The following is a 22,675-nucleotide window of genomic DNA, read 5'->3' on the forward strand; positions in this document are numbered from 1 at the left end:
ACCCAACAGGAGTGGTCGAATGCAGATCGAACTCGCCCAGTTGTCAGGACGAGAGGGCGACATCGCCTATAACCTCGACCGAGCCCTGACTCAGATCGAACGCAGTCACGACGACACGCAGTTGATCGTCTTTCCCGAAACCCACCTCACCGGGTTCGCCGAACCGGGTCATGCCGAGGATCGCGCCCTGGACCTCGACGGACCGGAACTGGCGGCGCTCAAGGAGGCCAGCCGGCGACGCGACCTGGCCATCGCCATCGGTTTTCTCGAAAGCGACGTCCAACGGGTATTCAACACCACGGTACTGATCACGCCCGAGGACGGTATCGCCCTGCGCTATCGCAAGACCCACCTGTGGCCCGACGAGCGTGAACTGGTCACGCCGGGCGATCGCATGGTGTGCGGTATGTGGCGAGGACGGCGCATCGGGCTGATGGTCTGCTACGACATCGAGTTCCCCGAAACAGCCCGGGCCCTGGCAGCGATGGGCACCGAACTGATCGTGATCACCAATGGCAACATGGACCCTTACGGTCCCGTGCATCGCAGTACCGCCATTGCTCGCGCCCTCGAGAACCAGGCCTTCGTGGCCATGACCAATCGCGCTGGTCGCGGCGTAGACATGACCTTTGCCGGCGAGAGCGCCGTCATCGATCCTCTCGGCCAACTGGTGACCGCCCTGGGGCGCGACGAAGACACGGTACGCGCGACGCTCGATTTCTCGCGCCTCGCCGTGGCGCGACGCGATTATCACTACCTCGACGACCGGCGCATTCCGCTATTCGGTCGTCTTAGCGAATTGCCCGACGGCCAGCGCCATTGGCTGCTGAACTGACCTGACGGCGCCTCTCCCCTCCTTCACAACAACGACAGCAAGGAGCCGACCATGTCGGAACTCAAGAAAACCCTAACTCTCGGTCAGGTGGTCCTGTTCGGCCTGGCCTACATGACGCCCATCATCGTGCTGGGCACCTTCGGCGTGCTCGCCGTGGTTTCCGAAGGCGCCGTGTCCGGGACCTACCTCATTGCGCTACTGGCCATGCTGTTCACGGCGCACAGCTATGGGCGCATGGCTAGTGCCTATCCGGTTGCCGGTTCAGCCTACGCCTACGTGCGTCACGCCATTGACGATCGGCTGGGGTTCCTGGCCGGATGGGCGATCCTGCTGGATTACCTGTTCCTGCCCATGGTGATCTGGCTGATCGGTGCCGCCTATCTGGCCTCGGCCTTCCCGGCTGTTCCCCAGGCGGTCTGGCTGTTGGCCTTTATCGCCGTGACCACGGTCATCAACATCCTTGGCCTCAAGCTGGCCAGTGCAGTCAACAGCGTGATGATGCTGGTTCAGATGCTGGTACTGATCGCCTTCGTGGGCTTGAGCATGCACTATATTCTCGGCGACCCGACACAGCCGTTCTGGAGTCTGGCCCCCTTCCTCGGCGCCGAGTCCTCGGCTACGCTATCGACGCTGATGGCCGGCGCGGCAGTGGCCTGCTACTCCTTCCTGGGCTTCGATGCAGTGACCACCCTGACCGAGGAAACCAAGGACCCGAAGCGCACCCTGCCCCGCGCGATTCTGCTGATCACCCTGATCGGCGGCCTGATCTTCATCGTCGTGTCCTACTTCGTGCAACTCGCCGCTCCCAGTACCGACTTCGCCAACCCGGATGCCGCCGCCTATGACATCGCACGCAACATCGGTGGTGACATTTTCGTCTCGATCTTCCTGATCGGCCTGATCGTCGGCCAGTTCGCCTCGGGCATCGCCGCACAGGCCAGTGGCGCACGCCTGCTCTACGCCATGGGTCGCGACGACGTGTTGCCCAGGCGCCTGCTGGGCCGGTTGAGCAAGTTCGGCACGCCGGTCGGCGGGCTGTGTCTTAGCGCCATCGTGGCACTGCTGGCCCTGACCATGGACGTACTCTCCGCCGCCTCGTTTATCAATTTCGGCGCGTTCCTGGCCTTTGCCCTGGTCAATGCGGCAGTCATCGGTCACTACTACCTCAAGGAACGCCGTCGTGGCGGCCTCGATACGCTGTGGTTTTTGGTCTGTCCACTGATCGGCATAGGCGCAATCCTGTGGCTGATGGCCAGTCTCGACCATCTGGCCATCACGCTCGGCAGTCTTTGGCTGGCCTGTGGTCTTGCCTGGCTGATCTGGCTGACCCGTGGCTTCCGTCAACCGCCGCCTGCCCTGCACTTCGACGAAGGCTGAACGACCTGCCGCACTAAAGAACACCCACCACGAGCCGTGGTGGGTGTTTTCGTTTACCGCCGGTCGATGCTTCGTGTGACTAGTAACCACGCTCTTTGAGCCGGTTCTTCTGACGCTCGGTGCGCGGGCGTCGGCGGCCGTGACTGCCACGAGTGATCTTCCCACGCTTGCTACGATGATCGCCTTTGGCCATATGAAACCTCCTTGCGAAGGATGAACGGATAGCGAAGATTCGAGGGCTGAATGTGTCAGCGCATTTCCAGTGTTGAAGGTAAGGGGCGCTACGGTCAAGGCGCCAACGAAAAAGGCCGGAGCATATGCTCCGGACTCAGACTGCCGACATACCCCGCATTTTTGCGAGGTTTTCTGTTTCTACATTCGCTCTCGTTGCTCGCTACGGAATGGGGTGCTAAGACACGATTCATATCGAGGTGGGGAGAATTGAGGCTCTCAAGCGGAAATGGGCCTTCCTGAAGGCCTCTCCGGGCGTGAAAGATCGAGGCGCGGCCCTTCTCGGGCCGCCAAAGCCATCTTCTTGAGGTTCTGTGCTGCGGCACAGAGCAACGCCTGCTCTCGCATTCCCGCGATTCCCCGCATTCGCGCATACCGGTAGCCGTGGAGCCGCTTGGCATCCGCGAAGCTGCGCTCCACCGTCTCCTTGCGCCGCACGTAGCGTTTGCCTACCGGCTCCAGCCGGCGACTGTCCACCCGCTCCTTGGCGTCCTCCCAGACATGGCGAGTCACCGTCTTGCGATGGTGTTGATTGCGGGTGCAGGTCAATGGGTAATCCTCCGATAGTGGCTCGTAAGATAGACCATTACTCTTCGGGACCATACACCTAGCCTATGAGGCTTTAGGTCTATTCTCTACGAAGCCCAAGCGAGGTAATAGATACTGCAATATCTTTGGCATCGTATATATCGGTAACTGTGACAATGCAAACACAAAAGTAATTGTCGGCGAAATCGAAAGCCCTAGCATTGACCATAATAGCCCTACATTACGATTTCCTGCTGTAAGACCGATGGTTGCTCTTGCATTCCGATCACCTATATATAGGGCTCCACAGGTAATCATCATAAAGAAATTAACCCCATAAACGAACGCAATGACACCAATGGCAAGCAAAGGGTTTTCTACTATCATATTCTGCATCCCGCTCATTGTACCGCATGCGAAAACGAAAAGTGCGATGACAACGACTCCATCAATGGCGAGGCCGTGATCATGAACCAAATGAGGGTATATTTTGCGTATTAGAATGACTGTTAACTCTGAAGCAACAAGTAAAACTGTTAACCTTATAGCTAGCTCATACGGATCGATAGATACGCCAAGATCGTTGGCAAAAATATGCAAAATAAGAGGTCCTGTAATCGGGACCATCGCCATGGAACACAATGTTGCCACTAGTGCGGTGGTGGGATCGAGTCCAAGCATACGTGCCACAGCTGAGTTACCACTGGATGGGGGGCAAGCAGTCGCCAAGGCAATAGCGAGCGCCAACTCTCTATTTTCAGTCACAAAATTAGTAAAGATACCTATGATGTATGGGCAGGCAACTATAAAAATTAGTGGGAAAATAACTGAAACCTGAAGATTTTTAACTGATCTAAAAATGGCAGAATTATCAACTCTTAATAACGTGCCTACAACAAATATAAAGACCATTACCGGCATGGCAGGGCGAAGAAAGTCCGCCAAGCTAGGTACCATCAGGCCACTTATACAACCAAAGGCTAATACAGTAGGCCCTTTTTTTGTTATCCACATTAAAAAATCGCGCATTGTAAATTCCTTATAACTGCGCTAAAACTTCAGAGTATAGCTCGCCGCTCAACTATAGAGGGGGGAGTCTCTGGGGGAGGTGTATTTTGAGATTGGCGAATCACCAACCTACCATCAATTAATACCGATGTGACGCTTGGAAGATCACCGATTTTCAGACTTCCTAAAACGGTCTTGTCAGCGCCTCCTAATGGTGCGCTGAAGATAGATATATCGGCTTCTTTTCCAACTTCAATCAAACCACAATTCAACTTTCTTACCTTAGCGGTATTGCCGGTCGCAAAGCATACAACGAGCTCAGGGGCGATGTCGCCAAAACTACTTAGCAATGCTATCGTTCTAAGTATTCCTAGAGCCGGTACTCCACAACCTGCAGGTGCGTCTGTGCCAATTACGATTCGGTCAAGCTGATCCATTTCTTTAGCATAATTCAAAGTCAACAATGCAGCAAATTCGTTACCATTATGAACGATCTCAAGCGCTCCTAGGCATGTTTCACAAAGACACTGAATCTGGTCGCGGGGGAGAGCTGTATAACCACCATTGATATGCCCAACTATATCTGGCGCAATCTCAAGTATATCTTCAGCACTCATCCTCTTCGAAGCAGGTATTGACGGGCCGCCAGTATGTGAAATTGATATCATGCCATGTTTGCGAGCCATGGCGACTAACTCAGCTGCTTTGCTCGTCGATTTAACAGGACCGATACCGACCTCACCTAAATGCTTGATACCCTCTGCAGCTAACTCTCCAAAGTCTTCATCAGTTAGCTCTTCATTCAGCAAAGGAGATCCAGCCAGCATTTTCATCCCAGAAGGCCTAGCATTCGCAAAAGAACGCTGTGCAGCGATTGCCATAGCTTTTATACCTGCACGATCCTCAGGCAAACCGGGCACATGTACTTCCCCGGCTGAGATCGCTGTTGTAACCCCTCCCTGAAGGCAGTGCCAGATCCAGTCATGATTACCGGAACGGGGGCTATACTCACCAAAGGTCGGGTGGGTATGGTTATCTATAAAACCAGGCATAACTGTAGCTTGGTTTGCATCAACCATAAGATCCGCTTCGCTTAAGTCAAGTTCCTGAGAAAAACCGATATGGGAAATAATCCCATCGCAGCAAATGATTGTATCTGCATCGAAAACTGGGCTGTTAATGTCGCCAGTCAATAGAGTTCCGATATTATAAATAACACTCTTATAAGACACCACCTCTTCCTGTTTCATCTCATAACCTCGACTTGGTATGCCGAGGGGGAGTGAGTGCTGGGGTCATATACTCGATCCCCATATCTCGTAAATGAACGGAAATTCCAAAGATTGTTAGTTACAAATACTCGCTGCACCCACCGATATGGCCTTCCATTCTCATCTTGAGTGGCGTTAAACTTTTCTCTCGAATGAAGAGTGAAGCGATTGTTTACATACACCAGCCGGCCTGGCTCGATATCAATGCCGATAGAGACATGTTTAATGGCTTCATGAAAATTGGTATAGGCCAGGTCCGCTTCAGGCCCTACTGGCTGCACCATGTCAGGATAAAAGGCCACAGTAACATGGGGATGGTCTACAGGTCCTTTTAGCACAGGGCGAAGAAAAACGTCCTTATTATCAGACCGATCGCCAAAATATTTACCGCGCCATCTGTAGGGATCTTTAATGAAGAAGCTTTTGCTATACAAAATTTCAATATCTTTATCGTCAAGCAGCTTTAAGGCTTTCCGTGCATCTGATAGAAGCGTTTTCGGACCCACCCCAACATTGTTGGGATCTCCGCGAACCCCAGAAAGCAACAACCCAACTGGAGAAATATCACCACATTCATCATATGCCTGGGCAGCATTTTCAGTATGAAAGTCCAAGTCAACTGCAGAGCCGATACCCGTAAAATCATTCCTTGCCACAGGATGTGGGACCAAGTTATTAACTATATTTTTCCCTTCAAAATAAATTGAATATGGTTCCGCTATTACAGAGCCGAATGCTACGACAATATTTTCCGAGAGACATCCATCTTTGTAATCTTGGCTATTCGCATCGTTTAAGGGGCTACCAAATACATTATCTACGGGAAGGTTTTCAAAAATACTAAAAGATACATCACTGTGCTTTTGCAGCTCAAGATGGCTAATTAACCCAGAAGGGAAGTTTTTATATGCTGCAGTTCGGACTTTAGATATGTAATCTAGCGAGCCCTTTGGGTCATATTCGATCCCTAAAAAAGCTTTACGGACCGCCTCTTTCTCTTCATCCGTCAGTACATAAGCATCTAATTCTGAAGCTGCGACACTCATACTAACCTCCTCAATAAGTTATTTAGCCTTATTCCTTTATCCCCGGCCACTGCCCTACTTTTGTTGCACCCATACCCATTCATTGACATGAAGAGCATTTTTGATCTTTTTACTTGAGTATCGTCACACTGGAAGCAGACGGCAACCTGCTATTTTTAGTAGGCCAGTAGTATATTAGAATGTACTGGATAAGAAGAATCTTAAATCTTTATCTATTTCAGCATGTTATATATTCCTCTCAGCTCATCTTTTGTAGACAATTACAGATCACTTCCCTTCCGGATTATTGGAATCTCCCTTAACCAGCGCCTTTCGGGTCATTTTTGCCTAATTATTACGCTGACGTTAAATTTTCAATAAAAGCACAGCACAGTTAATACAACAACGCTATTCTCTAAGTCAGCAATAAAGAAACTCACCCAACCTTTATAATTTCTATGCGCCTAAAATAATCACAAAAAATAAATATAGCGTTCATAAAAAATTTACAATACAATGTTATTTTTCCTTTGGCATGAATGCATTAATAAATACATTTAAAACACGTTGTTGCTACTAGCCCAGCATCCGCTAGCATAATAAAATCGAACCACATACGTAAGTTTAATACAGATCACACTTACTCTTTGTTATAATTAAGCTATATTTTTTAATGCATGCCATTCATCTTTTAATGGCTAAAGGGAAGCGAGCCTATCATGAAAAACAATAGTAGCTTTGTTGACTGGTGGGTTAAGATGAACGAAAAAATCTCTAACTGTTCTAACTACGGAGAAATACTTAAAATTATCGATGTAGAAGCATCCTCCCTTGGGTTTAATAATTTCGCGTATGCTGTGCGTACTACTGCTCCGTTCTCAAGGCCAAGGACTTGCATTTTAGGCAATTACCCACAGGATTGGGTAGAGCGATATCAAGCCAAAAACTATGGATCTCATGATCCTTCTATTGAGAGAGGCGTAAAACTAAAACAGCTTGTTGTGTGGGATAAAAGCCTACACGCAGAAAGCCCCCAGCTATTTAGTGAAGCAAATGAATGGGGGTTAAAATACGGGGCCACTTTCACCACTAGAGGTTTTGATAACACATACCAAATACTATCTTTTGCCAGAAGTTATGATGCTATTTCTAAAAATGAAGAGCCGATACTTAACCTAACGCTTAAATGCCTGCTTGATCTTTCCTACGATAGGATGTGTGAAGTTAATAGCCATCCTTTAGGTGGGGAAAAAATTTTACTCAGTCCAAGAGAGAAAGAAATACTCCAATGGACCGCCGACGGGAAGAGCGCTTCAGAAATATCTATTATATTAGGAATTACAGTACATACTATTAATTTCCATATGAAGAACATACAACATAAGCTTGGAGCTAATAACAAAACCGCTTCTGCGGCACGTGCGATTGCTTTGGGTCTTATCTAACTTTGAGCACCTACCATTTCTAGTAGTTGCCTCGAAATCAAGCGCAGCGTTATTATTTAAGGAGGTGCAGGTAAACAGGAAATCAAAGTGCAAAAAACAAAAATTTACACTGCTTCGTATGGCGAAATCCCAAGAGATTCTTTTTTAAAGCTCTCCAAATTTAGATATTGTGTTTTTATCGAGCGCTTAAAATGGAACATCCCTACTACCGATCATTTTAATAAGCTGGAAATCGATCAGTACGACACCAAGGACGCATACTATACAATCGCTGAAGAAGCTAATGGCAACATTATTGGCTGCTCTAGGCTAATACCTTCTAGTAAGCCTTATTTGCTTTCTGAGCATTTCGATTTTCTATGCATCGAAGAGCTGCCTTTCTCATATGAGACCTGGGAATATGAGACCTGGGAAGTATCTAGATTCGCTGTAGATTCCCCCTTCGATAAAACTCTTCCTATAAAAATATTTAAACAAGCATTAGCATATGCATGGAGCCGCGGTGCAAGGTCAGTTGTGGCAGTAACGACTATGGAAATGGAAAGGTACTTTAAGAGAAATAATATTTCTACCAGAAGGATGGGGGACCCTATAACTAAAGACGGTGATAATTTGATTGCGCTTATGTTTACTAATATTTACCGTTATCACATTGCTCATGTTGATTATCAACAAAGTCATTTACATAACCGTATGTTGTGCAATGATGCCCGTTACAAGGAAAAAACCAGGATATCTGTCTAGCTTTTCCTTTTATAAAAACTTGCTACTGGACATGCTTACCTCCATAGGGCCGCAACCCCCAGACAGTGAAAGCCCCTCATCGGCGCCAGCCAAGCATCGTCCTCATGGATCTGCTCGCTGATGGACAGTTCCACCAGCTTTTCTTAGGTGGCTACTGTCGGCATTGGAGCCGATTAATTATTCGAAGATCAAGAATTGGCCCGACGATCTTTTCCTATGAAGGTTGCTTGTGTTCGTCGCTAAAATCACAGTGTCGGGTTTATGTCCGTCCGCTGGCTCATGCTCCTTGCCGAATCCTGTCCGACCAGCCCGGAACTCAAAACAGGAAATATAAGCTGGTCAGTGCAACTAGCCCTGGCCCTGTATATTCAAGGTACGGCCCGTTGAACGGGTTCGATCCGACCACGCAGCGCAAGTTATAAAGAAGGGAGAATCCCACCATTGCGGAAAGTACGGCGTGGACTACTGAAGCCAACACAACCCAGCTAGCGCTCAAGAACCCCTCGGCGGCGTACCAGTGACCACTGGCATAGATCCATAGGGAAAGCAATATCCCCATGACAATGCCCATGCCAGGGTGAGTCCAGAGGTGCCAAGGCGAGCTGATATGGTTGCGTGATTCAAATTGGCGGCTGTGCTGTTCCCAGCGCGCCCGGCTATTCTCGACCTCCTCAGGCGTGGGCTGTTCATTGAGGCTCTCCTGTTCTTCCTGAAGAGCTGACAGATCAGTTGTTTCTTCAATGCGTTCCGCGGTTTCCCGTATGTACTGGCCCTTCGCTAAGCGTTCGTCGTAGTCATTCTCTGCCAGGCAGCGTATCCACAGATTCTCGTCCCGTGCCTGTTCAAACTCTGTCTATGCGTACTCGTACGGTCGTAACATTGCAATATACTCAACAGCCCAGACTTAATTGTTGGCAGCGCGAGCAAACAAAGCGGTGCCCTAACAGAATGTTGACTTCCAGCGCCCACCACCCCATAGATTTTAAGTGAATGGCAGCAAGCAATTGCCTTCATCTGCCTTCCCACTTCTTTTTATCGGCGCTGCTAGCGTAAACCTGAGAGAGGCAGAATCGCCTCGACTGTATCTGCTAACAGAATCGATAGCAGGGTTTTGACGAGTCCGGCATCCGGATGACTTTCTAACAGGTATAGGACCAAGATGTACTTTTGCCCCGGAACGGAACTTCCAGGTTTTTGCCAACTACCTGTTCCGGCTTCACCTGGTTGATGGGAGGATTGCCAATAACCTTCCCTGATACCTGACCCAATAGCTCTAGTGTTCCTTAGTTCACAATGTTGCGAGAAACCTGACCATGGACTACCGCCTTTCCGCCGGTTCGATGATCAAACCTCCCGCAAGCTGGCCATGGGCAACCAGAGTTCCGCCAGCTTTGACATAGGTTGTCCCGGTGACCTGTCCTGAGGTGTGTTGTTGATCAGTGATAATCAAATCACCTTTATGCTGCATACCTTTTTCTTTCCTCGATAGTTCGGCTACCAGATCGTTTTGACGTGCCGGTAGGCTGTAATCTTTTCGTCCGCCGTGATCAGCTCAGCGTTGTAGTGCCTGGCCAATGCCACGATCATCCGATCTGCCGGGTCTTTGTGGAACTCTCCGGGGAGCCGGGTTGACTCAACTGCCGTGGCAGCGTCGACAGCTACAATGCGGACCCCCTCGATCTCCTCTACGGTATCCAGCCAGTCGTCGGTGGCCATCGATAGCGTGAGGCGCTCCTTCTCGACCAGCAGCGCAATTTCCCACGCGGAGATTGCCGATATCAGGATTTCGCCATCATCCGCTAGAAGCTCATGCTCAATAGTCTCAAGGGCGCTCTGCGAGAGCTGGGAGTCACCGTTGACCCACCACAGCAGGGCGTGGGTGTCCAAGACGATCAACGCAGCGCCTCCCAGTCTTCCTCGCCCACTGGCTCGAAGGGATCAGCCAGCTCGATAACGCTGCCGCGCAGTCGCTCAAGAGGTGAGCGCTGATCTGCCTTATAGCGGCGTACTTCGATAGTGGGACGCCCCTTGTCAGTCACAATGACCGCCTCGCCAGACGCTTCAACCTGGCGAAAGAACTCCAGCGCCCGCGCCTTGAACTGAGATTTTGATACCTCTTCAGAATGCATGGTCATACCCCTAGTCATCATGCCTAGTCACCAAGATAAAGCAACCATGATGACCATGGCAAGTAGTCATCATCCTAAAGCGCCATCTCAAACGCCCGCCGAATTGTCACCTGATCGACAGTCAAGTATGGCTTGGTGTGATCCAGCTCCTGGTGGCCCAGTACGGCCTGCACCGTCTCTACATCACCAGTGGCTGCCAGCACCCTTGCTGCGGGTGTGCGGCGTCCGCTATGGCTAGATCCGAGCTTGATGCCTGCTTGCCGGTACAGCCGACTCATCGTCTGCTGAAGAGCGTCACAGGCCCGGTACTCCATAAGCCCCGAATCGAGCTTACGCCGTTTCACGGCCAGCTCGAAGCTTCTCCCTTTGTGCGTCAATACCAGCTTGGTGTGAGGTAGGAAGCCACGGTATGCACTGTCGCCGGAGAGCCCCCAGCCTCGGTACTGTCGCACATCAAGCCAGGCATTAATCGCAGCGATGCATTTCTCATGGGTCAGGTGGATATTGCGCGGCCGACAGCCCTTAGTGATCTCTGCCCGTAGGTAGACCTCCTCCCGGATCGCCCCACTGGGGTAGAGAACATCATCGACACGGAGCAACGCCAGCTCGGTAACGCAGCCTACCACCAGCATCCATGCCCTGTTCACGGAAAGTGGACGTGGGTAATCTGCATGGCTATGATGCATTTATGTAGCAATATCGCTGCAAATCTGCAGGGAGATTTGGCCATGAACGCTGAGGCTATCAAAGAGCCGTCCGAATACGACGCTCCCGACACCTTCGATCAGTTCCTCGCTGACTTGAAAGCACGAGCACGGCAAACCAAAAGCCCGATCATCAGCCCCAGGATGTTCTGTCTGGCTCTGGGTATGGATGTGCAGACGCTTGCCTCCCGGGCCCATGTCCACCGTGTTACCGTAAACCGTGCCCAAGGCGCCGAAAAGCTGCAGGCCTACCTACGGGATGCGGTACGAGTCATGGGCGCCGCGGCTGGCGTTAATGGCAGCTTCCAGGATGCTGCGTTCTGGTTCCGCAACGAACCGATTAGCGTATTCGAGTTCAAGACGCCTGAGCAGCTGGTCAGTGAGGGCCGCGCCGAGGATCTATTGCGCTACGTGCAATCGCTCAGTGCGGGCGCGGCGGGATGATCCTTACTAGCCTGGCTGATCAACCGGCTTATCGTGTCCATGTCCCCCGCTGGGCGATCGCGCCAACCAGTGGGGCTGGCGCCGCCCAGCATGGCGGGCGCCTCAATCGGATCGGAGTGTCAGCACTTTACCTGGCACTAGATGAGCTGACCGCCCTCGAGGAGTACCGGCAGCTCTCGACACTGATGCCTCCCGGACTGATTGTGAGCTACACAGTGGAGTTGGCCACCGTGGTCGACTTCAGCCATGGGTACTCAGCTGAGTGGGATGCGCTCTGGCAGGAAATGAGTTGTGACTGGCGAAGGCTCTGGTTCAACGAGCGCGTTGAGCCGCCTAGCTGGTTGCTCGGCGGCCTGGCCTTGGAGGCTGGCGCCAGCGGGATCCTGTTTCCATCGGCCGCCAACCCGGGCGGCGTCAACCTTGTGGTCTTCACCGACGCGCTGGCCGATCAGGATCGGCTTAACGCCTACGACCCTGACGGCCGGCTGCCTGTCGACCAAACATCCTGGCCGTAACCGCGGCAACTTTTCCTTCCCCCAGACCCAGGCGCTGCCCGCAGAGCCCTTCTCCCTCTGTCGCGAGGACTCGCCCATCTCGCACCACCTCCTATTGAGTGTAATAGTCAGGACCAGGACGCGTATTGCTGCCCGAAGGCCAGATGCTGCGCTACGCGACCACCAACCGGGACGGCTACCGCCACTACCACTCGGACCCGGCACGGTGCCGGACCTGTCCACGCCTATCGATCTGCACCCGCAATCAACACCATCGCAAGACGGTGACTCGCCATGTCTGGGAGGACGCCAAGGAGCGGGTGGACAGTCGCCGGCTGGAGCCGGTAGGCAAACGCCTTTACGTGCGGCGCAAGGAGACGGTGGAGCGCAGCTTCGCGGATGCCAAGCAGCTCCACGGCTACCGGTATGCGCGAATGCGGGGAATCGCGGGAATGCGAGAGCAGGCGTTGCTCTGTGCCGCAGCACAGAACCTCAAGAAGATCGCTTTGGCAGCCTGAGAGGGCTGCGCCTCGATCTTTCACGCCCGGAGAGGCCTTCAGGAAGGCCCATTTCCGCTTGAGAGCCTCAATTCTCACCACCTCGATATGAATCGTGTCTTAGCACCCCATTCCGTAGCGAGCAACGAGAGCGAATGTAGAAACAGGAAACCCCGCAAAAATGCGGGGTTCGTCAGCAGTCTGAGGCCGGAGCATATGCTCCGGCCTCGACGGTCAGTTACTCGATGTAGCGATCAGGCACGCGACGTGCGGCGGATCGGCGCATCACCGTCATTGCTGCGACGACGCGGGGCACGCTCGGGCGCACCACTGTCCTCGGCAATTTCCAGCGGCCGGCCAGCGACGCGGGCACGAGCCATCTTGGCCAGGATGCTGGTCGGCAGGCTGCTGGGCAGCTCGACGACCGAGAAGGCGTTACGGATATCGATACGTCCGATGCGTGAGCCTTCGATGCCACCCTCATTGGCCAAGGCACCGACCAGTTGGCCCGGCTTGACGCCGTCCTTGTGGCCGACGGAGACGCGATAACGCGTCATGCCCTCGGACGGACCGCTGTCGCGGCGGCGCGGCGGCTTGCCGTCACGCGGTGCCGACGTACGCTCGCGCTCGTTGCGCGCTCCCGGCTTGGGCAGACGACCGATCGGTGCCTCATCGGCACGCGCCATGGCGGCAAAGGCGCAGGCCAGCTCGACCGGATCGTGACCTTCGCCAATCAGGCGCTCGACCAATGCACGCTGCTCTTCGGCACCGGCAGTCAGCGCTCCGATTACACGCTCACGGAAACGTTCGTCACGATTGGCACGAATCGCCGCTTCGTCGGGCAGTTCCGTATCGGCCATGGTCTGACCGGTTGCCTGCTCCAGCCAGCGCACCTTGCGGGTCTCGCGGAAGCCGGCAAAGGTGATTGCCACCCCGGAGCGACCGGCACGACCGGTACGTCCGATACGGTGCGTATAGGCTTCGGAGTCCTGCGGCAGATCGTAGTTGATGACGTGAGTGATACGCGGTACGTCGAGGCCGCGAGCGGCCACGTCGGTAGCGATCAGAACGTCGATCTTGCCTTTCTTGAGGCGCGCCACGGTCCGCTCGCGCAGGCTCTGGTCCAGATCCCCGGACAGTGCAGCGGCGTTGACGCCACGCGCGGTCAGTTGCTCGACCAAGGTGGTACAGGCAGCACGTGTCCGCACGAAGACGATTGCCGCATCGACCGGCTCGACCTCGAGGATACGCGACAGCGCTTCCAGCTTGGCGGCACCGTCGACACGTACCAGACGCTGATCGATGCTGGCCGCGGTATCGGCCTTGGATTCGATGGCGACCTTGACCGGGTCGACCAGGTAACGGTTGACGATGCGCTCGATCTCGGCCGGCAATGTGGCGGAGAAGAATACGCGCTGGGCGTCGGTCGGCGTATCGGAAACCACGCGCTTGACGTCATCGATGAAGCCCATGCGCAGCATTTCGTCGGCTTCGTCGAGCACCAGTGCCGACAGGCCATCGAGCTTGAGGCTGCCGCGATCGAGGTGGTCGATCACACGGCCCGGCGTGCCGACGATAACCTGGGCACCACGACGCAGGGCGCCGAGCTGCTCACGATATTCCTGGCCACCGCACAAGCTGGCCACTTCCAGCCCTTGCAGGTTCTGACCATACTTGCTGAACGACACGGCGACCTGCTGTGCCAGTTCACGGGTCGGCGCCAGCACCAGCACTTGGGGCTCGCGACGGTTCAATTCGAGTTTGCTCAGCAACGGCAGCGCAAATGCAGCGGTCTTGCCGGTACCGGTCTGGGCCTGGCCCAGCATGTCACGCCCTTCCAGCAACGCCGGAATGGTCTGCGCCTGAATCGGCGAAGGCGTTTCGTAGCCCAGGGTATCCAGAGCAGAGAGTACAGCAGGCAGCAGTGCCAGATCGCCGAAGCTCGGCGAGGCAATAGAAGTCGAGGTCATATCACACCTTGAATCACCGGTGTCGTTTCACCGGCTGATGAATGTCGTGGCGCCTTGTCGCTTCCAATTGCCGTTCGCGTGAACGAAGCAACGAGACATGGCACCGGGTCGCACCTGCGTCCTGTCCGTTTCATGACCGTCACCGCAGGATGCAGTGAAAGACGAACAGTGTGGCGACCTTTACGCCGAACCAAACGGGTTCCTGTGGCGTTCCATCTATGCACCGAGCGCTCATTTGTCGGCTCGTATGGAGCCTCTTCAATGCGCCGTGAACAGATACGTCCTCTGCCGCAAGGCATCTTTGAGGGCGAATCGATTAGGATGGTGGGGGTCAACACATGCGAGGAGCTGGCATACTACACGCTTGTGAGACTTTTTTCTACATTTTATTCACCTGCGAATCATTTTGGAGCGTTGATCGATGCCCACCCTTTGGGTCGATGCCGATGCCTGCCCGCGCGCTGCACGAGACATCCTGATACGTGCAGCCGAACGCACCCAGGTTCCGACCTGGATGGTATCCAACCACGCCTTGCCATTGCCGCCGTCACGCTGGGTCAAACCATTGTCGGTATCGAGCGGCTTCGACGCCGCCGATAACGAGATCGTTCGACGCATCGCCCCGGGAGACCTGCTGGTCACCGCCGACTTGCCGCTGGCCATGGAGGCGCTCGACAAGGGCGCCCACGTGATGACCAATCGCGGCGAAGCGCTGACACCCGACAACATCCGTGCCCGAGTGCAAATGCGCGATTTCATGGAGACACTGCGCGCCAGCGGCGAACATACCGGCGGGCCCAAGGGCTATGGAGACATCGAACGGCGCGAGTTCGCCAATGCGCTGGATCGCTGGCTGGCGAAGCAAGAGCGGTGACCAGTTGGAGTTTGGCAAGGCGATGCGGCAAATGCAGTCAGCAAGGACGCTGTTACAAGTGAAGTGGCGCGCGCCAATCGCCAGGACGGCGATTGAGGATAGGCAAAAGGGATTTTGTTCCTATCCGAAGCGCGCAAGCCACGAACGCGGTGGCAGATGAACGTCCTTGCGTTGCATGCTGTCGCATTGCCTTACGCTACCCGGCGCATCCATTCAGCCTTTCTCGCGAATCCCCCGCCCCGGCAACCGTTCGCGATCGTGCGACCGCTCCAGTTGCAGTACCGGTCCCTTCGGCACGATACGCGTCGGATTGATGGTGTCGTGACTGTAATAGTAGTGGCGCTTGATATGCTCGAAATCGACCGTCTCCTTGATACCCGGCCATTGATACAGCTCACGCAGGTAGTTCGAGAGGTTGGGATAGTCCTCGATACGCCGCAGGTTGCACTTGAAGTGCCCATGATAGACGGCATCGAAGCGCACCAGAGTGGTGAACAGCCGGATATCCGCCTCGGTCAGCCACTCGCCAGCCAGATAACGCGTTTCTTCCAGGCGCGCCTCCACACGGTCCAGCGCCTCGAACAACGCCGTGACATGCTTCTCGTAGACAGCCTGCTCGGTGGCAAACCCCGACTTGTAGACGCCGTTGTTGATGTGATCGTAGACATCCTCATTGACCGCATCGATGGTGTCGCGCAGATCCGCCGGATAGAAGTCCAGACGATTGCCGGTGATGTCGTCGAAGGCATCGTTGAAGATACGCACAAGCTCGGCGGACTCATTGTTGACGATACGCTTGCCGAGCTTGTCCCATAGCGCCGGCACGGTAACTCGACCGGTATAGTCATGCTGCGTCATGGTGTAGAGCTGATGGTGATAGTCCACGCCATTGAGCGGGTCGCCACTTGAGCCTTCGCTGACATGGTAGCTCCAGCCCTGGTCGAGCATCAGCGGGCTGGTGTGCGATACACCGATCAAGCGCTCCAGTCCCTTCAGCTTGCGCATGACCAGGGTACGATGCGCCCACGGGCAAGCCAGCGAGACATACAGATGGTAACGATCCGCCTCGGCCGGCAGTGCGTCCTGCCCTTGCGGTCCCGGCTCGCCATTGGCGGTCACCCACTTGCGTAGCTTGGCCGACTCGCGTACGAATTCGCCCCCATGCTTCTTGGTGTCGTACCACTGGTCATGCCACTTGCCGTCGATCAATAAACCCATGCTCGCTCCCGGTTTTGCTGTTACCGATCATCGTCACTGTAGACAGAGTAAACCGTAGCGCGCTGGACTTGAGTGCAACTTTTTCGGGATTTCATTCGATCCGATCGAAACGTTCGTGCACCGGACAGCAGGCGCCGACTGCCTCGACCAGCGCCCGGGCCATGGCATGCGTGGCGGGCCCGGCCCGATCCCGGTCACTGAAGATCAAGTGCATCTGCACTTCGCGGATGCCACCGGCACTCAACGGCAGCGCTGCAAGCTGCCCGCTATCGAGCTCCTCGCGAATGCGTGTCTCGGGAAACCAGGCAAAACCCAGGCCCCGCATCAACATATCCTTTGAAGTGGCCAAGTGACTCACCGTCCAGCGCTGCTCGGCCTTGAGCCATCCGGCATCCATGGCCTGACGCAGCGCCGAGTCGCGTACCACCAGTTGGCGATGCTGGATCAGGTCGCGCAGATCGAGCGTACGTCCCAGCCGATGCAGGGGGTGGTCGGGATGCGCCACAGCGATGAAACGCAGCATGGCCAATGGCTCGCCTAGGAAGCCTTGCGCCGCCAGGCCCGACACCACGAGATCCGCCCGCCTGTCATAGAGCATTTCGATGCCGCCATTGAGCACCGTCTCGTGGAGCTGGATGCGTACATGGGGATAGTCTCGGGAGAAGGTTGCCAGGGCATGGGCCAAGGCATCGGCGGGAAATAGCTGGTCGACGGCCAACACAACCTCGGTTTCGAGCCCCTCGGCCAGGCTAGCAGCAACCTCCTCCAGCGCCGAGGCATTCTCGATCAGTTGTCGTGCGCGCCGCAGTAGCATCTCACCGGCTTCGGTCAGGCGCACCTGACGCCCCACCGGCTCGAGCAGTTGAACGCCAAGCTGGGATTCCAGCTTGTGGACCGCATGGTTGAGTGTGGAGGCACTCTTGTGGATGGCCTCGGACGCTCGAGCGAAGCCGCCATGATCGACGACGGCGGCTAGCATCTGCCATTGCGCCAGAGTGACTCGTGACAATTCGTCTTCTCCGAATTTCTATGCTGATTGTGCGTTTACTCTTCGCAAAGAGTGAATTTGCATGTCTGGCTCGCACCAGGCCTCCCTGGAGCGAACCTGAGTACATAGTCAGCGATTATCCGTGGCTCGTTGACCGGATAGTCCCCGCTCGATAGTCTATTTATTGTTGGTTTGGTTTACCGAAGCCAAACATGTAAAAATGGTGTGCATCACGTAACGTCTTGTAGCCGTTGGCTATGAGTTTAATAGCTGTAGCTATGTACAGCTAGGCATGGCGTGTCTTGATAGGTTAAGGTTCCTTTGCCTATTTCTATTCACTTGACACGTTACCAGGCCATCATGTTGCGAATCCTCCATTCGCTGCCCCGCACGCACAAGTTGCTTATTTTACCTGTAGCCACCATGGTTACGGTGCTGGGTACGCATAAGATCATTTCGGCTTTCGATACTCTTGGCGAAAGTGCCCCGACCGCCGTCGCGGTCAACCTACCCAGCAATCTCCTGCCCGAGGACGTTCAGGCGCATGCCAGCACGTCGCCGCAGGTAGCGACGCCGCCCCTTGCCGGCGACGCGCATGGGCCGGTCGAAGCATCGCCGATAGCGAGCGACGATGCCACGCAACATGCCGTACCTCTGGCCAGCCTTACGCCACATGAAGTCGTGGACGTCAGTTTCCTGGCCAAGCACGATGACAACGGTGGCCACGTCGGGACACCGCTCAAGGCGGCCTCGATCGCCACCGATACCGCAGCGCCTACCGTCAAGGAAGCCGCCAAACTCGATACCCAGGCCCTGCATCTCGCCATGCAGTTGCCCTGGAATGCCCCGGACGTCGAAGACTACGAGGATATCGGCGGCACGTCGTACGAGGACCTTTCCGCCGATCCGCTGATTCTCAGCGATGGCGACATCGATCTCGAGGAAGAGCTCGCCGCCAAAGAAGTCTTCGTCCCTAGCTGGGAAACCTACACCATCCAGCCAGGAGATACCTTTGCAGTGATGGCCGAGCGGACCCTGGGGCTAGGGTACAGCGAAGTCATGAAACTGCTTGGCGAAATACCGGAAAAGAAGGCGCTCACCCGCTGGCGTGTCGGCGACACCTTCGATTTCAAGCTCAACGAAACTGGCGACCTGTTGGCTCTGCGTGTCATGAAAAACGCTCGTACCGGCTATCTGATCGAGCGCAACATCGAAGAGAAGAGCTTTGAGGTCACCAGCTTCGAGAAAGCCGCCCAAGCCACCGAGCGTCTGTTTGCCGGCACCGTCAATGGTAGCTTCGCCCAGTCCGCCAGTGCCACCGGCCTTTCCTATGCAGAAGTTGCCGAGCTTTCTTCCCTGCTTTCCAAGAAACTCAACTTCCGCCGCGACACGCGTCGCGGTGACAAGTTCGAGGTGTTGGTCGAAACCGACATGATCGAGGGCAAGGCAACCGACTCGCGCATCCTCGCCGCTCGCTACGAAGGTGCCAAGATGGACCTGACGGTCGTTCGCAACTCTGCAGACGATCGTTTTTACACACCGGATGGTCATAGTCTCGACCCGGCTTTCGACCGCCATCCATTCAGTGGCAGCTACCGGATCAGCTCCTCCTTCAACCTGCGTCGCAAACATCCGATCACCGGTCGCATCAGCCCACACCGCGGCACCGATTTTGCCATGCGTTCCGGTACGCCAGTGACGTCTCCCGCCGATGGCCGCGTCGTCAAGGCTGCCTTCCAAGCCAACGGTGCCGGTAATTATCTCGTGATCCGTCACGATAATGGTTACAAGACACGCTATATGCATCTGTCGAAGCGCCTGGTCTCCGAAGGCGACCGGGTCAGCATGGGCGAGAAGATTGCCCTATCCGGCAACACCGGCCGCAGCACCGGGCCTCACCTGCACTATGAAGTGATGGTCAACAACAGTCAGGTCGACCCGATGCGCGTCAAGCTGCCCGAAAGCAAGAGCCTGACCGGACAAGGCCTGGCTGTGTTCAAGAAAGAATCCCAGAAGCTTCTCGCCAAACTGGAAAACGACAACGACGGCACCGTCGTCGCCAGTCGCTCGGCATCATCGAGTCGGCCCGACGGAAGCTGATGCGGTTTCGCTTCGATTGTCGCTCCACTGCCCACCATCATGGTGGGCAGTGTGCTTTTGGACCGAGTGATCGACGGGCGGCAGAAGGACTCGCTACAGAAGTGTAGTCACAGCACGAGTGAGCGACCGCGACCTGCGATGCAGCCCGCGATGGACGTCGCGGACACCGGGTAGCGGGTGTTCGTGGCAAAGAGCAGCCATAAGCAGCGACAAACAGCGAGGACAGCAACGATAAGTAGACAGGAGCTTCCCTGCTCCTGAGGCATATACGCGGATAGGGCTCAAGCGGTAGGCATGCTGTCCAGTCGCGGATAATCCGGACGCTGCCGCTGCAACAGGCCTGCCACGTCTTCCCAGACACCGACCGGAATGGCACGTGCGCCACTCAACCATTGCCGCACTTGCTGCGGGTCCTTCAGGCCAAGAGCGGCGCTGAGTTGTGTTTCCCAGCCATTGCCGAACAGGCACAGGCTGGCATCCACCAGATCGGCAGGCCATAACCACTGGGCCTTCTGCATTTCGGCGGACCACTGGTAATAGCCAAGCCAGAACATCCCCTGGTCGCTGGCCGAGACTCCCTCCAAGGGATCCGTCAGGTCGGGTGGAATGCGCAATACGAGGTACTCGATATCGTCGCAGACCTGACGCGCTTCGGAAGCCTCTTTCAGCCATGCCAAGCCGGTTGCCGGCTGGGCTATCACCAATTCGGTCACACTGGGATCCGCGCCATTGGGATAGACGCAGCGGGTCAGCTTGCCCAGGGTGTACATGGTGTCGGAAAGCGGGGAAGACGTCTTGGCAGGAGGCGAGTTGATGTCTTGCATGGTGAACCCTCTCACTCCGGCAGGCCGGGATGGCGCTGCCACCATGACGAATCACAGGCCAGCCGGCCGGTCTTGTCAATTGCCAAGGCGCAGAGACTTGACCCAGGTCGCGCTTTTATCTTTCCGCTTCTTCAAGGCGCGAAGCGACTTCCATCCAGGAAGCGATCCGGCCTCATCGGTATATCGCCACGATCCCCTTCCAATAGCCAGGCCTCCTCATGCGCTCCCTCGACCTTGCTATCAACAAGAGGCGCCGAAATTCCCAGATCGGCAGCTGCCTGACGATACAGGTCGGGGCGAACACAGCGTTCGATGGCGACCTTCAGGTCGACCTCTTCGGCCAGATGCCCCCAGCGCTGCATCTGTCGGGCATACCACAGCGTCTGCGAGCGCCACGGAAAGTTCGCCGCATGCCGATGAAACAAGGTTGCACCCGCCAATCTGCCCGTTTGCCGATCGCCAGCCACTTGCTGCGGATTGCACAACCCCGCTTCGACGACCGCGGGCGACACGTCCAGGTAGCCGCCCAGGCAAAGCAGCCTGGCGGCCTGCTCACGATTGCCGGGTTCATCGAGCCAGACACAGGCCCGCAATAACGCTCGCAATACGGCACGATGGGTATTGGGGTACTGCAGGGCCCAAGCTTCGCACACGCCAAACACCTTTTCCTGGCCACCTCCCCAGATATCGAAGCTGCCGCACAGCATATGCCCTTGGCCTCGGCTGGCTGCCAGTCGATTCCAGGGTTCTCCTACACAGTATCCGTCGAGCCTACCCGACTCCAGCTGCGAAGCCATTAGCGGTGGCGGCACGACCCGCAACTCCAGGTCGTTTTCAGGATCGATGCCGCCCGCTGCCAGCCAATAGCGCAACAGATAACGATGCGAAGAGAAGGGATACACATTGGCGAAGCGCAGTTTCGGTTCGCCGGCTTGCCGCCGCGCGTCGATCACCCGCGCCAGTGCACTGGCCTGGGTCGCTGGCGCCTGCATCGCACCGGGATCCTGCGCCAGCATGCGCTCATACAACGCTTGCGAAACTGTGATGGCATTGCCACCCAGGTTCAGCGTCATTGCCGAAAGCATCGGTGTGGCGCGCCCATCCAGGCCCAGCGTCGATGCCAGGGGCATCAACGCCAGCATCTGTGCCCCATCGAGCAGCCCAAGCTGCATACCGTCACGCAAGCCGGCCCACGACGTTTCGACGCTTAACGAAACGTCCAGGCCTTCACTGCCGAAGTAACCTTTTTCCAGGGCAACCACGAGCGGCGCAGCATCGTTGAGGGGCAGCATCCCCAACGTCAGGCGACGCAGTTCCGGCGCGGGAGCGTTCCCGTTGGCCAGGGTCGAGTTCATGCACTCCTCCTACTTTCCTTTATTGCCCGTGGCGGACAGCAGTTCCTGAGCCAGTTCATGGATCGTCATGCGCCGGTTCATTGCCGTCTTGCGCATATACTGATAGGCCGCATCTTCGCCGAGGCCTCGCAGCTCCATGATCATGGCCTTGGCGCGATCGATCGCCCGGCGTTGCGCGAGGGTCTCCTGCGTGCGACTCAATTCCCCCTTGAGTGCCCGGAAGGACTCGAAACTGGAAATTGACACGTTGAGCATCGATCGCACCAGCGCCGGACTGATGCTGTCGATCACATAGGCGCTGACCCCGGCCCGGGTAGCCTGCTGGGTCAGATCGGGCGTCTCTTCCTCGGCCAGCATGATCATCGGCTTGGGATAGCGCCGACCCAGCTGGCCCAGATGCTCCAGTGTGTCGCGACTGGGCAGCGCCGCGTCGACGATTACGGCGTCCGGCTGTAACGCCTCCATAGTGCTATAGAGGTCGTCCTGCTCATCGACGGTCGACACGACCTCGAAACCGGCTTCGGCGAGTGCCCGCTCAAGTGCCTGGGAGCGCTCGTCCTTGGTGTCCACGATCAGCACCCTGATAGCCATCCGAACTCCTCATGCTGATGGAT

At 55.6% G+C, this 22,675-nt stretch carries 21 protein-coding genes and 2 pseudogenes; 9 read left to right on the top strand and 14 right to left on the bottom strand.

Features of this window, described 5'->3' with window-relative positions; genetic code table 11:
• Nucleotides 1–19 precede the first annotated feature (19 nt).
• The gene (locus MHM84_RS09740; RefSeq protein WP_239265479.1) at nt 20–835 is read left to right on the top strand and encodes a carbon-nitrogen hydrolase family protein; all 816 of its coding nucleotides are present in this window, start codon (nt 20–22) and stop codon (nt 833–835) included.
• A gap of 51 nt (nt 836–886) precedes the next feature.
• Nucleotides 887–2,212: an APC family permease gene (locus MHM84_RS09745; protein WP_239265481.1), complete on the top strand. Its 1,326-nt coding sequence runs from the start codon at nt 887–889 to the stop codon at nt 2,210–2,212.
• 450 nt (nt 2,213–2,662) lie between these two features.
• On the opposite strand, the pseudogene MHM84_RS09750 reads toward MHM84_RS09745, so the two are convergent.
• The 4 genes and pseudogenes from MHM84_RS09750 to MHM84_RS09765 form a co-directional block, all read right to left on the bottom strand.
• A pseudogene (locus tag MHM84_RS09750) lies at nt 2,663–2,986 on the bottom strand (transposase); the annotation flags it as partial.
• Nucleotides 2,987–3,055: 69 nt separating this feature from the next.
• Entirely contained in the window at nt 3,056–4,000 is a 945-nt protein-coding gene (locus tag MHM84_RS09755) for a hypothetical protein (RefSeq protein WP_239265483.1), read from the bottom strand.
• Nucleotides 4,001–4,029: 29 nt separating this feature from the next.
• Nucleotides 4,030–5,229 (bottom strand): amidohydrolase family protein, encoded by a 1,200-nt coding sequence (locus MHM84_RS09760; protein WP_239265485.1) that lies wholly within the window; start codon nt 5,227–5,229, stop codon nt 4,030–4,032.
• Complete coding sequence (locus MHM84_RS09765) at nt 5,226–6,296, bottom strand: TauD/TfdA family dioxygenase (protein WP_239265487.1); 1,071 nt, start codon at nt 6,294–6,296, stop codon at nt 5,226–5,228. The genes MHM84_RS09760 and MHM84_RS09765 overlap by 4 nt, the downstream gene beginning before the upstream one ends.
• Nucleotides 6,297–6,994: 698 nt before the next feature.
• Here MHM84_RS09765 and MHM84_RS09770 point away from each other — a divergent pair.
• Both MHM84_RS09770 and MHM84_RS09775 read left to right on the top strand, forming a co-directional pair.
• Nucleotides 6,995–7,720 carry an autoinducer binding domain-containing protein gene (locus MHM84_RS09770; RefSeq protein ID WP_239265489.1) on the top strand — a complete coding sequence of 242 codons (726 nt, stop codon included), beginning with the start codon at nt 6,995–6,997 and terminating at the stop codon, nt 7,718–7,720.
• An 87-nt stretch (nt 7,721–7,807) separates the two neighbouring features.
• Complete coding sequence (locus tag MHM84_RS09775) at nt 7,808–8,464, top strand: acyl-homoserine-lactone synthase (protein WP_239265491.1); 657 nt, start codon at nt 7,808–7,810, stop codon at nt 8,462–8,464.
• Between the two features lie 1,318 nt (nt 8,465–9,782).
• Here the strand turns inward: MHM84_RS09775 and MHM84_RS09780 are convergent.
• The 4 genes from MHM84_RS09780 to MHM84_RS09795 all read right to left on the bottom strand — a co-directional run bounded on the left by MHM84_RS09780 (nt 9,783) and on the right by MHM84_RS09795 (nt 11,225).
• Nucleotides 9,783–9,932, bottom strand: a complete 150-nt coding sequence (locus MHM84_RS09780) for a hypothetical protein (protein WP_239265493.1) — start codon at nt 9,930–9,932, stop codon at nt 9,783–9,785.
• Between the two features lie 26 nt (nt 9,933–9,958).
• Nucleotides 9,959–10,360: a type II toxin-antitoxin system VapC family toxin gene (locus MHM84_RS09785; RefSeq protein ID WP_239265496.1), complete on the bottom strand. Its 402-nt coding sequence runs from the start codon at nt 10,358–10,360 to the stop codon at nt 9,959–9,961.
• Nucleotides 10,357–10,593, bottom strand: coding sequence for a type II toxin-antitoxin system Phd/YefM family antitoxin (locus tag MHM84_RS09790; RefSeq protein WP_229804353.1), 237 nt, complete (start codon nt 10,591–10,593; stop codon nt 10,357–10,359). The genes MHM84_RS09785 and MHM84_RS09790 overlap by 4 nt, the downstream gene beginning before the upstream one ends.
• Nucleotides 10,594–10,667: 74 nt before the next feature.
• Nucleotides 10,668–11,225: a tyrosine-type recombinase/integrase gene (locus tag MHM84_RS09795; RefSeq protein WP_239265499.1), complete on the bottom strand. Its 558-nt coding sequence runs from the start codon at nt 11,223–11,225 to the stop codon at nt 10,668–10,670.
• A gap of 96 nt (nt 11,226–11,321) precedes the next feature.
• Between MHM84_RS09795 and MHM84_RS09800 the strand changes: the two genes are divergently transcribed.
• From MHM84_RS09800 to MHM84_RS09810, 3 genes and pseudogenes are all read left to right on the top strand, one after another.
• Nucleotides 11,322–11,741, top strand: coding sequence for a DUF2384 domain-containing protein (locus MHM84_RS09800; RefSeq protein WP_239265501.1), 420 nt, complete (start codon nt 11,322–11,324; stop codon nt 11,739–11,741).
• Nucleotides 11,738–12,256 carry an RES domain-containing protein gene (locus MHM84_RS09805; RefSeq protein WP_239265503.1) on the top strand — a complete coding sequence of 173 codons (519 nt, stop codon included), beginning with the start codon at nt 11,738–11,740 and terminating at the stop codon, nt 12,254–12,256. The genes MHM84_RS09800 and MHM84_RS09805 overlap by 4 nt, the downstream gene beginning before the upstream one ends.
• A 131-nt stretch (nt 12,257–12,387) precedes the next feature.
• Nucleotides 12,388–12,753, top strand: a pseudogene (locus tag MHM84_RS09810) (transposase); the annotation flags it as partial.
• A gap of 233 nt (nt 12,754–12,986) precedes the next feature.
• Here the strand turns inward: MHM84_RS09810 and MHM84_RS09815 are convergent.
• Nucleotides 12,987–14,702, bottom strand: coding sequence for a DEAD/DEAH box helicase (locus MHM84_RS09815; protein WP_239265505.1), 1,716 nt, complete (start codon nt 14,700–14,702; stop codon nt 12,987–12,989).
• Nucleotides 14,703–15,123: 421 nt separating this feature from the next.
• On the opposite strand from MHM84_RS09815, the gene MHM84_RS09820 reads away from it, so the two are divergent.
• The gene (locus MHM84_RS09820; RefSeq protein ID WP_239265507.1) at nt 15,124–15,576 is read left to right on the top strand and encodes a YaiI/YqxD family protein; all 453 of its coding nucleotides are present in this window, start codon (nt 15,124–15,126) and stop codon (nt 15,574–15,576) included.
• A gap of 213 nt (nt 15,577–15,789) precedes the next feature.
• Here the strand turns inward: MHM84_RS09820 and MHM84_RS09825 are convergent, their stop codons facing one another.
• Both MHM84_RS09825 and MHM84_RS09830 read right to left on the bottom strand, forming a co-directional pair.
• Complete coding sequence (locus MHM84_RS09825) at nt 15,790–16,794, bottom strand: glutathione S-transferase family protein (RefSeq protein WP_239265509.1); 1,005 nt, start codon at nt 16,792–16,794, stop codon at nt 15,790–15,792.
• A 91-nt stretch (nt 16,795–16,885) separates the two neighbouring features.
• Nucleotides 16,886–17,803 carry a LysR family transcriptional regulator gene (locus tag MHM84_RS09830; protein ID WP_239265511.1) on the bottom strand — a complete coding sequence of 306 codons (918 nt, stop codon included), beginning with the start codon at nt 17,801–17,803 and terminating at the stop codon, nt 16,886–16,888.
• A 339-nt stretch (nt 17,804–18,142) separates the two neighbouring features.
• Between MHM84_RS09830 and MHM84_RS09835 the strand changes: the two genes are divergently transcribed.
• Nucleotides 18,143–19,882, top strand: a complete 1,740-nt coding sequence (locus tag MHM84_RS09835; RefSeq protein ID WP_239265513.1) for a peptidoglycan DD-metalloendopeptidase family protein — start codon at nt 18,143–18,145, stop codon at nt 19,880–19,882.
• Nucleotides 19,883–20,163: 281 nt separating this feature from the next.
• Here the strand turns inward: MHM84_RS09835 and MHM84_RS09840 are convergent, their stop codons facing one another.
• From MHM84_RS09840 to MHM84_RS09850, 3 genes are all read right to left on the bottom strand, one after another.
• Nucleotides 20,164–20,706, bottom strand: a complete 543-nt coding sequence (locus tag MHM84_RS09840; RefSeq protein WP_239265515.1) for a hypothetical protein — start codon at nt 20,704–20,706, stop codon at nt 20,164–20,166.
• Nucleotides 20,707–20,837: 131 nt separating this feature from the next.
• A complete protein-coding gene (locus MHM84_RS09845; protein ID WP_239265517.1) occupies nt 20,838–22,061 on the bottom strand; it encodes a CmpA/NrtA family ABC transporter substrate-binding protein in 1,224 nt (407 codons plus the stop codon).
• Nucleotides 22,062–22,070: 9 nt separating this feature from the next.
• Nucleotides 22,071–22,652 carry an ANTAR domain-containing protein gene (locus MHM84_RS09850; protein WP_239265519.1) on the bottom strand — a complete coding sequence of 194 codons (582 nt, stop codon included), beginning with the start codon at nt 22,650–22,652 and terminating at the stop codon, nt 22,071–22,073.
• Nucleotides 22,653–22,675 lie beyond the last annotated feature (23 nt).

Source organism: Halomonas sp. McH1-25 (assembly GCF_022348165.1).
Lineage (GTDB): Bacteria > Pseudomonadota > Gammaproteobacteria > Pseudomonadales > Halomonadaceae > Modicisalibacter.